Origin of the sequence: Geodermatophilus amargosae (genome assembly GCF_900116515.1) — a bacterium.
GTDB lineage: Bacteria > Actinomycetota > Actinomycetes > Mycobacteriales > Geodermatophilaceae > Geodermatophilus > Geodermatophilus amargosae.
Genome location: NZ_FPBA01000012.1, coordinates 18,479 through 35,428, shown reverse-complemented (window position 1 = coordinate 35,428; position 16,950 = coordinate 18,479). Strand labels below are relative to the sequence as shown.

The following is a 16,950-nucleotide window of genomic DNA, read 5'->3' as shown; positions in this document are numbered from 1 at the left end:
GCTGTCGACGCGCCGTCGCTGAGCTGCCCTTGTCCCCTGGTGCTTCCCCACGCCTGGGCGCCGGCACCCGGGGTGTGGCGCACCAGATGGAGCACTCGGCCACTGTCAGACGGTGGGCTGGTGACCGGCGACCGAGTCGACGAGCCCCCACGACAGGGCCGTCTGCGCGTCGATGACGGCGTCGCTGAGCGCCAGGTAGAGGGTCCGCCACCGGCCGATCCTGCGCGGGATGCTCACGGTGCCGCCGGCCCCGGGGATCAGGCCCATGCCGATCTCCGGAAGGCGGATCCGGGTGTCCGGCGCGGCGACGATCCGGTGCGCGTAGGCCGGAAGTTCGATGCCCGCTCCGACGCACGCGCCGTGCAGCCACACCTCGACCCGGTCGGCCACACGGTGCAGCGGAAGGGCGGCCCCGGCACGGGTGCGCACCAGGTGGCCGGTGACCGGGTCCGGCGCGGTGCCGAACTCGTCGAGGTCGCCGCCGGAGCAGAAGGACGGCCCGGTGCCGTCGAGCACCACTCGGACGATGCGCTCGTCCCAGGCCACCAGGTGCAGGGCCGACACCAGTGCGTCGCGCAGCTCGCGTCCGTAGGCGTTGCGGCGCTCGGGCCGGTTCAGCGTCAGCCGGAGCTCGTCGCCGTCCCGCCGGACGCGTACCGGGTCTTCGCGCGCCGGGGGTGGCAGCGGCCGCGGGCCTCGGCGGGCCAGCCAGGCGGCGAACTCCGGGCCGCCGAGCAAGGCCGAGTAGGCGAGGGACTCGGCGTCGAGTGCCGCCGGCACGTCGAGCTCCCCGCCCCAGCGGAGCAGCCCTGCGAGGACGACACTCGCATGCGGGTGGGCCCGCGCGGTGGCCGACAGGGCCAGCGCGGCCGCCGCCGGATCGGGGACCGTCACCACCTCGCGGATGCCGCGGTCGCTCCCGGACGGGACCAACGTCAGGTCCAGCGCCCGCACGAGCGGCTCCCAGCCGGGGTCGGGCGCGCGTCCACGGCTGATGCCGACGAGCACCCGGTCACTCGCGGTGGCGGCCGCCGCGGCCGCCCCGACGTCCTCCGGTTCACCGTCGAGGTCCACCACCAGCAGCGGCTGCTCGATCCGTCCGTCCTCCGCCAGCAGCGGCGCGGTGCCCTGGGCGGCGAGCGCGGCCGGGGCCACCAGGAGCAAGCCGGCTCCGGGCTCGGACGGTGATCGTGGGCGGCTGGTCATGACCCGGTCACCGTATCGTCGCGACATGCCCGGATCGCCGGTTCCGACGGAGCCGTCGCCGGTCGTGGACTGGGCCTCGAGCGGGGTCGTCGCGCTGACCGGGAGGCCGGACGGGCCACCCCTCGTGCCGCCGGGCCGAGCCGCGACGGTCGCCCGCGAGCTCGGGGCGCGGATCACCGCGGTTACCGCCGGCACCCGCGCGCCGGTGCACGTGGACGGAGCCCAGGTGCTGGCCGACCGGGCCGCGCTGACCGGGCACCGGCGGGCGGGGACCGTGTCGGCCGGTGGCAGTTGCCGGCTGCTGCCGACGGCCGACGGCTGGGCGGCGGTCGCCTGCGCACGCCCCGACGACCCCCTGCTGCTCGGCGCTCTGGTCGAACGGGCCCTACCCGAGGACCCGTGGCCGGCCGTCGCCGCCTGGCTCGGGGTGCACACGGGCGCGGAGCTGGCCGAGCGCGCCGAGCTGCTCGGCGTCGCTGCCGCTCCGGTGCTCCCGCGTCCGGCGGCGACGCCCGTCCCGTTGGCCGGCCGCCCGGTCGAGGGGCTGCTGGTCGTCGACTTCAGCGCGCTCTGGGCCGGCCCGTTGTGCGCCTCGCTGCTCGGCGCGGCCGGCGCCCGGGTGGTGAAGGTGGAGACCCCGCACCGGCTGGACGGCGCGCGGCGGGGCGATCCGGGGTTCTACCGGCTGCTGCACGCCGGGCACCGTTCCGTCGTGCTCGACCCGGCCACGGCCGGCGGGCGGACGGCGATGGCCGCGCTGGTCGACGCAGCCGACGTCGTCATCGAGGGCTCCCGCCCCCGGGCGCTGGCGGGGTTCGGGCTCGACGCCGCTGCGGCGGTCGCGGAGGGGACGACCTGGATCTCGATCACGGCCGGGGGGCGCGGATCCGGCCGCGTGGGATTCGGGGACGACGTCGCCGCCGGGGCGGGTCTGGTGGCCTGGACGGCGGAGGGGACGCCGGTGTTCGTCGGGGACGCGATCGCCGACCCGCTCACCGGGCTGACCGCGGCCGTCCTGGCGATGTCGGCTCCCGGGGACGGCTCCGGGGTGTTGTGGGACGTCGCGATGGCCGACGTGGTCGGTGCGACCCTGCCCGAGGGCCCGCCGAGCCCGTCCCTCACGGCTCGGCGCCGCGCCGGGAGCTGGGTCGTCGACACGCCGGGCGGCCCGCTGCCGGTGGCTGCTCCTCGCCGGCGCGAGCCCCCTGCAGGGGAGGTCGCGGCGCCGGGGGCCCACACCCGGGAGGTCCTGCGCGAGCTCGGGATCCCGATGCCGTGAGCGGCCTGCTGGTGCACGACGCGGAGGTCGACGGCGTCCGGGGGGCCGCCGTCCGCATCGGCGCCGGACGGGTGACGGAGGTCGGTGCGGGCCTGCGCGAGCTGCCCGGCGAGGAGGTCCTGGACGCAGCCGGGGGCGCGCTGCTGCCCGGGCTGCACGATGCCCACCTGCACCTGCACGCCCTCGCCGCGGCCGACCGGTCGGTCGCCTGCGGACCGCCGGCGGTCACCGACCCGGAGCAGCTGGCCACCGCGCTGGCCGCGGCTCCGGCCGCCGGGGGATGGGTCCGCGGCATCGGCTACGTCGAATCGGTCGCCGGCGATCTCGATGCCGCCGCGCTCGACCGCCTGCACGGCGCGCGGCCCGTACGCGTCCAGCAGCGCAGCGGTGCGCTGTGGACGGTCAACAGCCGCGGCGCCGAGATCCTCGGCCTCGTCGCCGCCGTCCACCCGGGCGTCGAGCGCGACGGTCGCGGTGTCCCGACCGGGCGACTGTGGCGGGCCGACGACTGGCTGAGGAGCAGGCTCCCTCGCTCCGCTCCGCCGGACCTGGCCGCCGTCGGCGCCCGGTTGGCCCGACTGGGCATCACCTCGGTCACCGACGCCACCCCGGACCTGGACGACGCAGCCCTTTCTGCGATCGCCGACGCCGTCGCCCGCGGGGTGCTGCCTCCGCGAGTCGAGGTCCTCGGCGTTCCGCTCGGCCGACGGGAGGTGCTCCCGGGCCTGGTCGCCGGGCCGTACAAGATCGTCCTCGCCGACTCCGGGCTGCCGTCCCTGGGCGACCTCGTCGACCGGATCCGCGCCGCGCACGACGCCGGCCGATCGGTGGCCGTGCACTGCGTCACCCGGGAGGCCCTGGTCCTGCTGCTCGTGGCCCTGGGCATCACCGGCGTGCGTCTGGGTGACCGGGTCGAGCACGCAGCGCTCGTCCCGGTAGAGCTGTTGGACGAGCTAGCGGCAACGGGACTGCGGGTGGTGACGCAGCCCGGGTTCCTCTCCGCCCGCGGCGACGACTACCTCCGCGACGTGCCCGCCATCGACCACGCCGACCTCTACCGGTGCGCGAGCATCCTGGCTGCCGGGGTGCCGCTGGCCCTCTCCAGCGACGCCCCGTACGGCCCGCTGGACCCCTGGGCCGTCATGACCGCCGCCGTCCACCGGCGCACGGCGTCGGGCGCGGTCGTGGGCGCCGCGGAGACCTTGACGCCGGCCCAGGCCCTCGCCGGCTACCTCGGGTCTCCGGGGAACCCTGGCGGGGCTCCACGACGGGTCCGCGTCGGCAGCACCGCTGACCTGGTGGTGCTGGATCGCACGCTGACCGACGTCCTCCACGCGCCGACGTCCGACGCCGTCCAGGGGACGCTCGTCGGAGGCCGGGTGGTCTTCGCGCGCTGAACGGCGCTAGCTCGCTCGCCATCGGGGAGCCCACCACCCCGATGGCGGCGTGGTCACCCGACGGTGATCACGCCGCCGGCCAGCTCATGGCGTAGATCCGGTCGGCGCGTCGGTCCCTGGGTCAGACTGCCTCAGCGTGGGTCGTCCGGAAGGCCGCCACGGCTTCTCTGACACCGTTCGCGACATCGTTCCGGACATATCCCAGCAGAGCTGCCTCGTCGGCGTCGGGCTCGTACCGGACCCACTTGCCGCGCCCCTGGATCATCAGCTCGTCGGGGAACACGGGGTGGGCCTCGTCGCGCTCCTCCAGCCTCACCGCACTGCCGACCGCCTCGAAGTACAGGTTCAGGTACTCGGTGAAGCTGAGGGTCTCATCACCCACCAGGTAGGCCTTACCGGGTTCACCACGCAGGAGGGCGCCTTCGATCGCCTGGCTCAGCGACCGGTAGCTCATGAAGTTGCTACCGCCAGGCGGGGCGAACAGCGGTGCCTCGTCGATCCCCATCGCCCACCTGACGAGAGGATCCAGGTTGTAACTGGGCATGCCGGGACTACCCCCGACCATGAACGAGGGGTTGACGCTGAGCACGTCGAAGCCCGATCGCCCCTCGGCTCGCGCACCCTCGCAGGCCATGAGGCGTGAGCGCAGGTAGAAACTCCCCTCCACCAGCTCCGGTGTCGCCTGGGGGTAAGCGGTGACGATCTGCACCATGCGCTTGACACCCGCCTCGCGCGCGGCACGCGCGAAGCGGGGAACACACTCGCCATTGGCGTGGAGCAGATAGTCCTCGGCGTCCAGAGAGTGCGAGAAGTGACGCATGTCGTTGCCTGCGGCGAAGACGACCGCATCGAATCCACGGAGCCGATCAGGCGTGTAGTCGCCCTGGACGTAGTCGCCCTGCAGAAAGGGCATCGTCGCCACGAGAGTGTTCTCGGGTGGGGCCTTGCGCGCGGCGATCGAGACGTGATGACCCTTGGCGTGGAGGAAGCCGGCTGCATGCGCACCGAGAGCGCCCGTGCCCCCTACGACGACGATCTTCATCTCTTCTCCTGCCATCCGTCCTGGATCCACACCGAGATCTCATCGAGGCAGCCGAGTCGACGACTGGCTGTTCCTGCTGACCCACCCCGTCACCGGGGTGCATCTCTCCTGGTCCGGACCGTGCGCAGCGGCTCGATCCGCCGGTCGTCCCCGGCGCGCTCGTCGGTGGCGGCAGTCCACACCGGTGGACGATCGCCAGGACGGGCCCTAGCCCGCGGACGGCGGGTCGTCCTGGGGGACGAGCGCGCTGTAGGCGTCGTCGGGGTGGGTGTACTTCGGCGACGGGTCGTCCTGGGGGACGAGCGCGCTGAACGCGCCGTCGGGGAGGGTGTACTCCGGGAAGTCGGGCTCACGCTGAGTTCGCAGCGCGATGGTGCCCTCGCGGATGTCGGGGCCCAGGAAGGTGAGCTGCTCGAAGGCGGCGGAGAGGTCGAAGGCCGCGGCGTGCTGCTTGTAGTGGTAGTTCAGCGACCGCTTCGTCCACTGCAGGGCTCGCTGCGAGCCGCGTGCCAGCCGCTGCGCGACCTCCTCGCCACGCCGCTCGAGCTCCTCCTCGTCGTCGACGACCAGGCTGATCAACCCGATCCGCTCGGCCTCCTCGCCCGTGATGGGCTCGCCGGTCAGTGCGTGCCACTTCGCCTTAGCCATCGACATGTGCAGCGGCCACGCGGCGACGACGTGGTCGCCGGCGGCTCCTCCGTAGCTGGTGTGGCGGTCGGCGAACGTGCAGTCACGGGTGGCAATGGAGATGTCGGCCAGGGGCACGGTGAGCTGGAAGGACCCGGGGTAGAGCGCCACGACCGGCTTGTTGAAGTTCAGCATGTTGTGCACGATCTCGCGCGCCTCGTGGAGCAACTGGGCATTGAGGGCGTAGTCCGTGGCCATGCGCCACATCTGGTCGACCGCGCCCTTGGCGTAGGTCGAGATGTCCCGACCGGGCTGGTCGAACCCTTCCGCGCCCCGTGCGGGGCCGAGCAGGACGACGCGGACCTCGGGGTCGCGGTCGAGCTCGAGCCAGATCTCGCCGATGTGCGCGTGCTGCTCGTGGGCGAGGTGCGTACCGGGGCGGAATCCGACCCGGACCACCCCGCGGTCCTGCCCCTGGACGATCAACCCGGTGTACTTCTTGTAGCGCTCGAGGTTCGTGTCGGTTGCCATGGTGCCCCCTGCGTCAGGAAAGAACGGCGTGGTCGGACCGGAGGACGGTCGCCTGCGTCGACCGACTGCCCCGTCAGCACCGGAGTCCTACCACGCGCTCGGCGGTTGCCACGAGGTTTCTCATGAGATTATTCTGGCTCCTGGGTCGGGAGGCCGTTCGGGTGGCAGGACTGCCCCGGGCGGCTCCCTGACAGGGGATGCGCACAGCAGTGCGGTCGACCTGACGGCGTACTCGGACCCGGTCGCCGAGGTGCGCGACGAGCACCGTCCGTCCTGAGGCGGCTTCCGGAGCGGCACGAACGGAGAGCGGGCATCCATGAGTTCCACGCAGGAACTGACGCACACGAGGGTCGTCGACGGCACCGAGGTCGCTGCCGGGGCCTCGGACTTCCTCGACGAGGGCATCATCCCGCACGTCATCGACGGAGAGCTGGTGGCCACCTCGGCCGGCGGTGTCCGCGACGTCATCAACCCGTCCACCGGCCACAAGCTCGGCGAGGTCGTGCGCGGCGACGCGGCCGACCTCGACCGCGCTGTCCGCGCGGCTCTGACTGCCTGGGAGGACGGGCGGTGGCGCAACCTGACGCCGCGCGACCGTGAAGCGCGCCTGCACCGGCTCGGCGACCTGGTCCAGGAGCATGCCCAGATCATCGGCGACCTGGATTCCCTCAACGCAGGCGTGCTGCGCTCGCACTCGGACTTCCTCGCGACGGCCTCCGCCAACGCGTTGCACTACTACGCCGGTTGGCCCACCAAGCTCGCCGGCCACGTGCCTCCGGTAGGGCCCGACTACGTCGTGCAGGAGCGGGTGGAGCCGGTCGGTGTGGTCGGTGTGATCAAGCCGTGGAACGGCCCCGCGGCGATCTTCAACCAGGTCGCGCCTGCCCTGGCCGCAGGGAACTGCGTGGTCCTGAAGCCCGCGGAGCACACCCCGATCTCCGCCGCGTACATGGCCCGACTCGCCCTGGAGGCCGGCATCCCGCCCGGCGTCTTCAACGTGGTGCAGGGCGACGGGGTGGTCGGTGCCGCCATGGTGGCCCACCCGGGCATCACCCGGATGTCGTTCACCGGCTCCGTCGACACCGGTCGGCGGATCGCCGCCGCGGCGGCACAGACCTTCAAGAAGGTGAACCTGGAGCTCGGTGGGAAGTCGCCGGTGCTCGTGTTCCCCGACGCCGACCTGCCGGCGGCCGCGGCCGCTGCTGCCCGCGCGGTCTGGAACAACTCGGGGCAGGTGTGCACCGCCGGTTCCCGCACACTGGTCCACCGCAGCGTGTACGACGACTTCGTCGCCGAGACGGTCGCGTACTCGGAGGGGCTGCGGGTGGGTCACGCCTTCGACAGCCGCACCGACCTGGGCCCGCTGATCTCGCCGGAGCAACTGTCGAAGGTGCGGGGTTTCGTCGAGGCCGGTAAGAGCGAGGGCGCCACGCTCCGCTACGAGGGCAGCTCCAGTGTGGGTCTCGACGGGTTCTACCAGGCGCCGGTGATTTTCGCGGACGTGACCAGCGGGATGACGATCGCGTCCGAGGAGATCTTCGGTCCGGTCATGTCGATCCTGCCGTTCGAGGACGAGGCCGAGGCCTTCCGGGTCGCCAATGGATCGCGCTTCGGCCTGGCGGCCGGCGTCTTCACGCGCGACATCGGGACCGCCGAGCGCGCGACCAGGGCGCTCGACGTCGGCACCGTGTGGATCAACTCCTACCAGGTGGTCGACGCGGCCGTGTCCTTCGGCGGCGCCAAGGACTCCGGCTACGGGCGGAGTCTCGGGCAGGCCGCGCTCGAGGAGTACACCCGGCGCAAGAGCGTCTGGTCCCGCACCTACTGACCGCAGCTGACGACCGGCGGGGCCGATGCTGCCGCCGGTGGGCCGCCGAGCGTCCAGGAGCACGGCGCCACCTGGGAGTGCCACTCGGACTGGTGCTCCGCCGGACCGGCAGAGGGGTGCACCGCTCTCCGGTGCGCAGCCCCGTGACCGCATGCGTCAGCGACCGTTCGGTGCACCTGGTCGGTCGGCGGTCGTGGCCTCGTCCATGGCGTCGATGTACCGGCTCAGGGCGTCCCGGTTGTGCGTGAGGATCGCGATGCGCTGCTCCATCTTGTCCCGTTGCTCGATCAGGACAGCTCTCAGCTGCGGATCGGCGTCCGTGACGAGGAGCTGCTCGCGGTTCAGGCAGGGCAGGATGTCGGCGATGATCCTCGTGGGGATGCCGGAGTCGAGGAGCTCGCGGATCTTGCGCACACGATCGACGAGGTAGTCGTCGTACTCGCGGAACCCGTTCTCCCGCCGTTCGACGGTGATGAGCCCCTGCTCCTCGTAGTACCGCAGCATCCGCGCCGAGACGTCCGTCTTGTGGGAGAGCTCACCGATCTTCACCCGCCCATGGTCCTTGACCCTGACACGGGTGTGAAGGTCTGAGGATGGTCGCATGACCCACACGGCTGCACCGACCGCGCCTGTGACCCCGCTGCGGATGAGGCGTGCGCTGGCCGGATCCCCGACCGGCACCGCCGTCGTGGCCGCGGAGGTCGACCGTAGGGGCGTCGGACTCTCCGCCGACTCGTTCACCTCGGTGTCCCTCGACCCGCCCCTGGTCTCGGTCTCGTTCGCCCACTCGTCGACGAGTTGGCCACAGCTGCGGCGGGCGGCCCGATGGGGCATCAGCGTCCTCGGCGAGCGTCACGCGGACACGTTGCACGACCTGCGACGCCCCTCCCGCGAGCGCTTCGGCGGTATCGACGTGGGCGTCGTCGCCGGCGCGGCCTTCGTGCAGGGCGCCCTCGCGACGCTGACCGTCGAGCTGGTCACCGAGATCCCGGCCGGCGACCACGTGCTCACCCTGCTCAGGGTCCTCGACCTCTCTCGCGACGACGCACAACGCCCTCCCGTCTTCTTCGACAGCGGTGCACGCCGGCTCGCCGACTGATCCTCCCGAACGGAAGAGAACACGATGACCGACACGAAGATGATCCTGGGCATGGCGATGAACGACGGGTACGGCGCGTTGGCGTCGTCCTGGCGTGCTCCCGGCGTCCATGCCGACAACTACACCGACATCGCGGCCAACATCCGCTTCGCCCAGGCGGCCGAACGCGGCGGGTTCAGCTTCCTCTTCATCCCCGACTTCCCGGCGGTGCGGGCCGACGTCGGCCGGCAGACCATCCGCAACATTCTGGAGCCGATGACGTCCCTGACGGCCATCTCGCAGGCGACGTCCCGCATCGGACTCGTCGCCACGGGGTCGACCACCTTCCAGGAGCCCTTCAACCACGCCCGTCAGTTCAAGGCGCTGGACGTGCTGAGCCACGGCCGTGCCGGGTGGAACGCCGTCACGACCAGTGACCCCGCCGTCGCCGCCAACTACGGCCGCACGGTCGCCTCCCGCGCCGAGCGGTACGAACGGGCACACGAATCCGTCCAGATCGTGCAGGCACTCTGGGGGAGCTGGGCAGCAGACGCCTGGGTCAAGGACAAGGAGTCCGGGCAGTTCGTCGACCCCGCCGGGCTGCAGCCGGTGAACCTGCAGGGCCGGTACGTCGCCGCACGCGGGCCCCTGGCCATCCCGCCCTCGGAGCAGGGGCAGCCCGTCATCTTCAGCTCCGGTGGCCCCAGCCCGCACCTGCTCGCCCTCGCGGGCCGCTACGCCAGCGGGTTCATCGGTGAGGTGTGGACCATCGAGCAGGGTCGGGCGCAACGCGAGATGGTGCGGCGTGCCGCGCAGGACGCCGGCCGCGACCCCGATGACATCAAGTACTTCGCGGGGCTGATGACGACGGTCGCTCCCAGCGTGCGGGAGGGCCTGGATCGCAGGATCGCGATCGCCGGGGAGTCGTTCCCCGCACAGCTCCCGCACCTGTCCGCCATGCTCGGCATCGCCCTCGGTCACGACCAGCTGGACCGGCCGCTGTCCCCGTCGCAGCTCGCCGAGGCCCATGCCTCACCCATGGACCCCCGCTCGGAGCCCGCGCTGGAGGTGGCGCGACGGGGCTGGACGATCCGCGAGATCCTGGCGCACGGCGTCATCGACTACCACCCCGTCACCGTGGGACCCGCCGAGGTCCACGCAGACCACCTGCAGCGGTGGTTCGAGGCCGGGGCAGCCGATGGGTTCTGGCTCAACCCGGACGTGTTCGAGGACGGCGTCGACGCCTTCGTCGACCAGGTGGTCCCCCTGCTGCAGCAGCGAGGCGTCTACCCGACGGACTACCCGGGCCGGACCCTGCGCCAGAACCTCGGCGTGCCCGAGCAGTACGGCCTCGACCCGCGCGTCGTCCCCGCAGCGAACGCCTAGGTCGTGCACCGGGACCGCGTCGATCCCCGGGGACCCCGACGAGCGGAGAATGAGATGGGCATGCGGAACCAGCACCTGGCCCTGGCCCTGGTCATGGGGAACAACATCGGCAGCCACCACGGGGCCTGGCGCATGCCGCACACCGACGTCGGCTCCTTCACCGACCTCGATGCGGCCGTCCGACAGGCTCGGACCGCGGAGCGGGGCGGCTTCCAGTTCGTCTTCATGCCGGACCGTCTGTTCATGCAGGCGGACCTGGCCGCTGCACCCCCCGTGTTCGGCATGGACCCGATCGTGACGCTCTCGGCGCTGGCTCAGGCGACCGAGAGGATCGGACTCGTCGGGACCATGTCCACGACCTTCACCGAGCCGTACGTGCTGGCTCGCCACCTCAAGGCCCTGGACCTCTACAGCCACGGCAGGGCCGGGTGGAACGCCGTCCCGAGCTACGAGCCCGACGCCTTCGCCAACTTCGGTCGGCCGTTGCCTGCCCGGGAGGAGAAGTACGAACGCCTGCACGAGGTCGTGCACATCGTGCAGGCGCTCTGGGGGAGTTGGGGGCAGGGGGCGGGCCGACCGGACAAGTCCGGCGCGTTCGCCGACCCTGCGCAGGTCCGCCCGGTCGACCTGCAGGGCCGACACGTCGCGGCGCGGGGCCCGCTCCCGGTGCCGCCCTCGGAGCAGGGCCAGCCGGTCATCGTCATGCCGGCCAGCAGCGGGTACGGCCTGCAGGCTGCCGGCATGTACGCCGATGTCGTGATCGGGATGCCGATGACGATCGAGGAGGGGCGTGCCCAACGGGACGTCGTCCGGCGCGCGACCGAGGCAGCGGGGCGCGACCCCGACGAGGTCACGTTCCTCGCGTTCACCGGCTTCTCGCTCGGGGACAGCCAGCGCGAGGCGCTGGACCGTCATCGTGCCCTCGACGACCGGGCCGATCCGGAGCAGGCGATGGCCCGACTGGGCGCGCTGCTGGGCCTGCGCCACGGGTTCGCCCACCCCGACGAGGCCCTGAGCCCAGCGGAGCTGGCCTCGGCCAGGCCCCGCCTCGCCTACGCGCGTTCGCAGCAGGCGTTCGACCTGGCTCGCGCCGGGTGGTCGCCGCGCGACATCGTCGCCCACGGGGTGCTCGAGCCCTACCCCTTCGTGACGGGCACCGGGGAACAGGCCGCCGACCACCTGCAGGCGTGGTTCCGCGCCGGCGCCGCCGACGGCTTCATGGTCGGCGTGGACGATTTCCACGACGGGATCGACGACGTCGTCGACCGGATCGTGCCGATCCTGCGGGCGCGCGGGCTCTTCCCGGAGGACCACGTGGGGACCACTCTGCGCGACCACCTGGGGCTGCCCCCGCGCTACGGACTCGACCCCCGCGTCACCGGCAACGGGGCCTGAGCCGGGCCACCCGGTGAGGGACGCCTCTGCCGGACAGGCGGACGTCTGAGCGGTAGATGGTCCGACGTCAGGTGCAGACAGCCGGTGCTGCTCGTCATGGTGGTCCAGCACCCGCTTCGACCCGCTGTGTCAGTCGTGATGTCCTCGCGGCCCCTTCCACGCCACGCGTCGGGACGGGCACTGCGACGCGGACCTGGGCATCGCGGTCGAGCTCGATCGCGATCGCGCCAGGGGTGCGTGCTGCTCGAGCGGAGATCCGCGCCGCGACGGAGGGGAGACCCCACCCGCCACGGTCCAGGGCCTTCGACGATCAGCCCGGTGTACTCCTCGGAGCGCTCGACGTCCGCCTCGTCAGCCCGTGCTGCCCCCTCGTCAGGCCGAGGGCGTGCGCGGGCCGACCAGGCCGGTCGGACGCTCGTCCCGCTGGTCTCCGGATGCCCCCTCTCAGCGCCGGCGTCCTCCCATGGCCTCGGCTACTGCGGCGACTTCTATCATGAGGTTTATTGCGATGTGAGGACGATCGCGCGATGGTGTGCCGTGGGGTCGGAGGTGTCCGACCTGGTGGTGATCGGGCCGTGTGGTCAACGGAGTCGAACGGAGCCAGGCGTGAGTGAGATCCGCATCCTCGGAGAGTCCGACTGGGAGGACGAGGACCTCCTGACACACGACGAGGCAGTCGAGCGTCTGCGCGAGGAGATCGAGACCGAGCAGGCTTTCCTCGAGTCGGCCGCGGCGCGGGAGCGACCCCTCGCGGCGGCGCGGTCCCGCGTCCGCATCGAGGCCATGCGCACACGACTCGCGGCCAGTGAGCGGGCGCTCGCCGACGGCTTCGGGGTCGTGCGGAAGATCGGCCACGCCGCGACGTCCCCTTAGCTCGGTTGCCGGTCTCGCCTGCGTGGCGGCTCGCTGCGCGCGGCAGGACGAGACCGGCCGCGGGTGCTCCACCACGCAGGAGTCGGCCCCATGGCCGCCGCGCGGCGAACGCCCCGGCGCGGAGGTCCGGCGCGCCCCTGGAGGAGCGGCTCCACTCCCAGGCAGGTGCCGTCGTTCCACCGGGCCCTCTTCCCGGCCCACCCAGCACAGGGACGGAGCCGCCGACCGGCGCCCCGTTCCCCGTCCCAGACCCGGAGGTCCCCAGTGTCCGTACCCGATGTGTCGTCGATCGTGATCGAGCGGGACGTGGCGATCCCGATGCGCGACGGCGTCGATCTCGTCGCCGACGTGTACCGCCCGGCGGAGGGGCGTTGGCCGGTCCTGGTCCAGCGCACCCCCTACGGGCGGATCCCCTTCCCTGACAACTTCGTCTCCCTCAACCCCGTCACCGCCGCGGCGAGGGGATTCGCGGTGGTCGTCCAGGACGTCCGCGGACGCGGGGGCTCGGGGGGTGACTTCGAGCCGTTCATGGAGTTCGACGACGGCTTCGACACCGTGGAGTGGGCGGCGGAGCAGCCGTGGTCCACCGGCCGGGTGGGCGCTTTCGGTGCGTCGTACATGGGCGCGACCACGATGCAGATGGCGGCCTCCGGTCCGCCCGCGCTGCAGGCCTTCGCCGCGCTGCAGGCCAGCTCGGACTACTACGAGGGCCGCAGTTACTGGGGCGGTGCTCTGGAGCTCGGGGCCCTGTTGTCGACCAACCTGGGTGTGATGGCCATCGGTTCACTGCCCCGGGTGTTCCCGGACCCCCGGGTCCCTCGGGCACGCGTCATGCGCGCGAGCCTGCGCAAGGTGCTCGACGACCTGCCCCACACGCCGGTGACCTTCCCCCTGCGCGACCGCCTGGACGACGGATCCGGCGTGCTCGAGACGCTCACACCGTGGTTCCCGCAGTGGCTCGACCACGACGCCCCCGGCGAGTACTGGGAGGCGCGGTCCATCGAGGAGCGTCACGACCGGATCCACTCGGCGGGAGTGCACGTCACGAGCTGGTACGACGCCATGCTCCCCGGCACCCTGACGAACTTCACCGCCCTGCGGGCGGCTGGTCGAGCGCCGCAGCGGCTGATCGTGGGCCCCTGGTTCCACTACGCCCTGCGTGGCTTCTCCGTCGACGCGGTGCGCGTCGGGGACCTCAGCTTCGGTCCCGCGGCAGCCATGGACCTGGACCGGATCCAGCTCTCGTGGCTCGGTGCCGCGTTGGACGACCGTCCCCAGTCGGACCACAGCCCGGTACGCCTGTTCGTCATGGGCGCGAACGAGTGGCGGGACGAGGACGAGTGGCCGCTCCGCCGTGCGCGGGTCCGTCCCTTGTACCTGACCAGTGACGGCGACGCGGCGACGGATGTCCGAGCCGGCGCGCTGGTGGCCGAGGAACCGACGGGGTCGGGTGGCGACGAGTTCGTCTACGACCCGACGGACCCGGTCCCGACCGCAGGGGGCGCCCACGTGATCTCGCCGCTCATCAGCACGCACGGTCCGGTCGACCAGCGGGACCTCGAGGCGCGCGCCGACGTCCTGAGCTACACGGGGCCCGTGCTGGACTCGCCGGTCGAGGTCACCGGGTACGTGCGCGCGGAGCTGTGGATCACCAGCACGGCGCCCAGTACGGATTTCACGGCCCGTCTGGTCGACGTGTACCCCGACGGCCGCGCGATCTCGGTGTGCGACGGGATCCGGCGGCTCTTCGTCGAGGAGGGGGCCGGACCCGGGGTCGTCCGGCGTGTGGAGATCGAGATGGGTGCGACCTCGCAGGTCTTCCTCCGCGGGCACCGCATCCGGGTGGACGTGTCCTCCAGCAACTACCCGCGGTTCGACCCGAACCCGAACACCGGCGAGCGGAGCCTGGACGCGACGTCGTCCGTGCCGGCCCGGCAGCGCGTGCTGTCCGGCCCGGGGGCGCCGTCCCGGCTCCTCCTGCCCTTCGTCGAGGACTGACGGTCCGGCCCAGGGACACCGGTCGCGCCGCGTCCCTTACCGGAGGGGGCGTGAGCAAGCGCCGCTTCGAGGTCGAGCGGCGGACGGCGAGAAGCTCGTCCCCACGCTTTCCCAGGACTCTCTACCCAGGAGTCCTAGGTCTTGTTATCCTCATGATGAATGCTGGCCCGGAGTCACCGGGGTCGAGGCCGGAGGAGGTCGGAGATGCAGCTCCGTATCGGATCGCGCTGGCGCAGCGCAGTGGACGACACCCAGGTGGTCGTGGTCCGCGCACCCGCCGGCGAGGTCTCCCTCACCTGCGGCGGGCACCCCCTGATCCCCGCCGACAGCCAACCCACCCCCGGCCTCACCATCGACGAGGGGGCCACCGGCGGCACGGCACTGGGCAAGCGCTACGCCGACCCGGCAACCGGACTGGAACTGCTCTGCGTCAAGGCCGGCACAGGGGCGCTCGCGCTCGACGGCGTCGAGCTGCCGCTCAAGTCCGCCAAACCGCTCCCCGCCTCGGACTGAGTGGAGGCCCCGGATGAACATCGCGATGCTCGCCGAGATCGCCGCCGATGCGGGCGGGGACCGGGTCGTGCTCGGTGACCCCGAGCGGGGGGTCACGTACGCACAGCTCTACGACCGTGCCCGCCGGGCCGCGCGCGTCCTGCGAGAGTCCTCGGCCGACACGGTGGCGATGATCGGGGTGAACTCGGAGCTGTTCCCGGTCGCGCTGTTCGGCGCTGCGCTGGCGGACCGACCCTTCAGCCCGTTGAACTACCGCTGGGCGGACGCGGACCTCGCGGCCGCCGTCCGCAGGCTCGCCCCAGTGGTGGTCCTCGTCGACGACGAGTTCCTCCCGCGGTTCGAGTCACTGGCGGGGGAGCCCGGCGTCCAGTTGGTCGCCCGTTCGCTGTTCCTGGCAGCCGTCGCGGACGCCGCACCGATCGAGGCCGGAGCCGAGGAGCCGGCAAACCCGGCGGTCCTGCTGTTCACGAGTGGCACCTCGGGCAGTCCCAAGGTGGCGGTCCTCGGGCACGACAACCTGAGCTCCTACATCCTCGGCAGCGTCGAGCTCATGGCGGCGGAGGAGGGGGACGCCCAGCTCAGCAGCCTGCCGCCGTACCACGTCGGCGGGATCGCCAACCTGCTCAGCACGCTGTTCAGCGGTCGCCGGATCGTGCAGTTGCCCGCCTTCGACGCGCGGACGTGGATCGACGCCGTTCGAGCTCTCCGGGTCACCCACGCGACGGTGGTCCCGACGATGGTCGCCCGGATCGTGGACCTGCTCGCCGAGGACGGCGGCGGACTGCCGAGCCTGCGTCATCTCTCCTACGGCGGCGGGCGCATGCCCCTGCCGGTCCTCGAGCGCGCGATGGCGCTCCTCCCGGAGACCGGCTTCGTGAACGGGTACGGACTGACCGAGACAAGCTCCAGCATCACCGTCCTGGGGCCGGACGATCATCGGCTGGCGCTCACGTCGGACGATCCGGCGGTGCGCGCGCGGCTCGGCTCGGTCGGGCGCGCTCTGCCGACGGTCGAGCTGTCGGTGCGCGACGCGGACGGCGAGCCGGTCGCCCCCGGTGTGACGGGCGAGTTGTGGGTGCGCGGTGAGCAGGTCTCAGGCCGCTACGTCGGGACCGAGTCGGGCGCGGCGGGGGGCTGGTTCCGCACCAAGGACGCGGCGCGCATCGACGAGGAGGGCTACGTCTTCGTGGAGGGCCGGCTCGACGACGTGATCGTCCGCGGCGGGGAGAACATCTCGCCGGGTGAGGTGGAGGACGCCCTGCTCGAGCACCCGGACGTGGCAGACGCCGGTGTCGTCGGTCTGCCGGACGACGACTGGGGCGAGCGTGTGGTGGCCGCCGTGGTGCCGGTCGAGGGACGGACTCCGGATCCCGGCGAGCTCCAGGAGTGGGTGCGCGGGAAGCTGCGCTCCAGCAAGACCCCGTCGAGCATCGCCCTCGTCGACATGCTGCCGTACAACGACAACGGCAAGCTCGTGCGGAGGTTGCTGCGGGCCAGCCTGCAGGGGACCGCGGGTGCGTGACCTCTCCGAGCGGATCGGCCGGGTGGAGGTCTAGGGCGCCCATGCGGGACGAGGTCCCGCCGACCGTCTCGTGCACGGCGCATCGCGGCCGGCGACGGTGCGGGGGCGCCGCGGGCGGCACCGCGCGGCCCGTGCCCACGACGTGTGCGTGCGGATCGGCGTCGTCCCGGTGCGGTCTCGCGGGATCGGCGTCGATGCCCCACCGACGTCGCGCACGTCGACGAAGCGGTCGTCTCGAGGTGGCGATCCGGCGTGGATTGACACCCGGCCCACGA

14 protein-coding genes are annotated in these 16,950 nt (G+C 72.4%); 10 read left to right on the top strand and 4 right to left on the bottom strand.

What is annotated here, in order from left to right; genetic code table 11:
- Positions 1-105 precede the first annotated feature (105 nt).
- A complete protein-coding gene (locus BM414_RS16045) occupies positions 106-1,155 on the bottom strand; it encodes an enoyl-CoA hydratase/isomerase family protein (RefSeq protein WP_245784782.1) in 1,050 nt (349 codons plus the stop codon).
- 76 nt (positions 1,156-1,231) lie between these two features.
- On the opposite strand from BM414_RS16045, the gene BM414_RS16040 reads away from it, so the two are divergent.
- Together BM414_RS16040 and BM414_RS16035 are read left to right on the top strand one after the other, a co-directional pair.
- Positions 1,232-2,485 (top strand): CoA transferase, encoded by a 1,254-nt coding sequence (locus tag BM414_RS16040; protein ID WP_093580818.1) that lies wholly within the window; start codon positions 1,232-1,234, stop codon positions 2,483-2,485.
- Positions 2,482-3,882, top strand: coding sequence for an amidohydrolase family protein (locus tag BM414_RS16035; RefSeq protein ID WP_093580816.1), 1,401 nt, complete (start codon positions 2,482-2,484; stop codon positions 3,880-3,882). Before BM414_RS16040 ends, BM414_RS16035 begins: the two co-directional genes overlap by 4 nt.
- Before the next feature lie 121 nt (positions 3,883-4,003).
- On the opposite strand, the gene BM414_RS16030 is transcribed toward BM414_RS16035, so the two are convergent.
- Positions 4,004-4,924: an NAD-dependent epimerase/dehydratase family protein gene (locus tag BM414_RS16030; RefSeq protein WP_093580814.1), complete on the bottom strand. Its 921-nt coding sequence runs from the start codon at positions 4,922-4,924 to the stop codon at positions 4,004-4,006.
- 207 nt (positions 4,925-5,131) lie between these two features.
- Positions 5,132-6,082 (bottom strand): enoyl-CoA hydratase-related protein, encoded by a 951-nt coding sequence (locus tag BM414_RS16025; protein ID WP_093580812.1) that lies wholly within the window; start codon positions 6,080-6,082, stop codon positions 5,132-5,134.
- Between the two features lie 316 nt (positions 6,083-6,398).
- Between BM414_RS16025 and BM414_RS16020 the strand changes: the two genes are divergently transcribed.
- A complete protein-coding gene (locus BM414_RS16020; RefSeq protein ID WP_093580810.1) occupies positions 6,399-7,910 on the top strand; it encodes an aldehyde dehydrogenase family protein in 1,512 nt (503 codons plus the stop codon).
- Positions 7,911-8,066: 156 nt separating this feature from the next.
- Here BM414_RS16020 and BM414_RS16015 read toward each other — a convergent pair whose 3' ends face one another.
- Positions 8,067-8,459: a MerR family transcriptional regulator gene (locus BM414_RS16015; RefSeq protein WP_093580808.1), complete on the bottom strand. Its 393-nt coding sequence runs from the start codon at positions 8,457-8,459 to the stop codon at positions 8,067-8,069.
- A gap of 52 nt (positions 8,460-8,511) precedes the next feature.
- Between BM414_RS16015 and BM414_RS16010 the strand changes: the two genes are divergently transcribed.
- The 7 genes from BM414_RS16010 (at position 8,512) to BM414_RS15980 (ending at position 16,675) form a co-directional block, all read left to right on the top strand.
- Entirely contained in the window at positions 8,512-9,009 is a 498-nt protein-coding gene (locus BM414_RS16010; protein ID WP_093580806.1) for a flavin reductase family protein, read from the top strand.
- 24 nt (positions 9,010-9,033) lie between these two features.
- Positions 9,034-10,374: an NtaA/DmoA family FMN-dependent monooxygenase gene (locus BM414_RS16005; protein WP_093580804.1), complete on the top strand. Its 1,341-nt coding sequence runs from the start codon at positions 9,034-9,036 to the stop codon at positions 10,372-10,374.
- A 60-nt stretch (positions 10,375-10,434) separates the two neighbouring features.
- Entirely contained in the window at positions 10,435-11,769 is a 1,335-nt protein-coding gene (locus BM414_RS16000) for an NtaA/DmoA family FMN-dependent monooxygenase (RefSeq protein WP_093581018.1), read from the top strand.
- A 606-nt stretch (positions 11,770-12,375) separates the two neighbouring features.
- Complete coding sequence (locus BM414_RS15995; RefSeq protein ID WP_139245900.1) at positions 12,376-12,642, top strand: hypothetical protein; 267 nt, start codon at positions 12,376-12,378, stop codon at positions 12,640-12,642.
- A 291-nt stretch (positions 12,643-12,933) separates the two neighbouring features.
- Positions 12,934-14,640, top strand: a complete 1,707-nt coding sequence (locus tag BM414_RS15990) for a CocE/NonD family hydrolase (RefSeq protein ID WP_217644751.1) — start codon at positions 12,934-12,936, stop codon at positions 14,638-14,640.
- A gap of 204 nt (positions 14,641-14,844) precedes the next feature.
- Entirely contained in the window at positions 14,845-15,153 is a 309-nt protein-coding gene (locus BM414_RS15985) for a hypothetical protein (protein ID WP_093580798.1), read from the top strand.
- Between the two features lie 13 nt (positions 15,154-15,166).
- On the top strand, positions 15,167-16,675 hold the full coding sequence (locus tag BM414_RS15980; RefSeq protein ID WP_093580796.1) for a class I adenylate-forming enzyme family protein: 1,509 nt from the start codon (positions 15,167-15,169) through the stop codon (positions 16,673-16,675).
- The last annotated feature ends 275 nt before the right edge of the window (positions 16,676-16,950 follow it).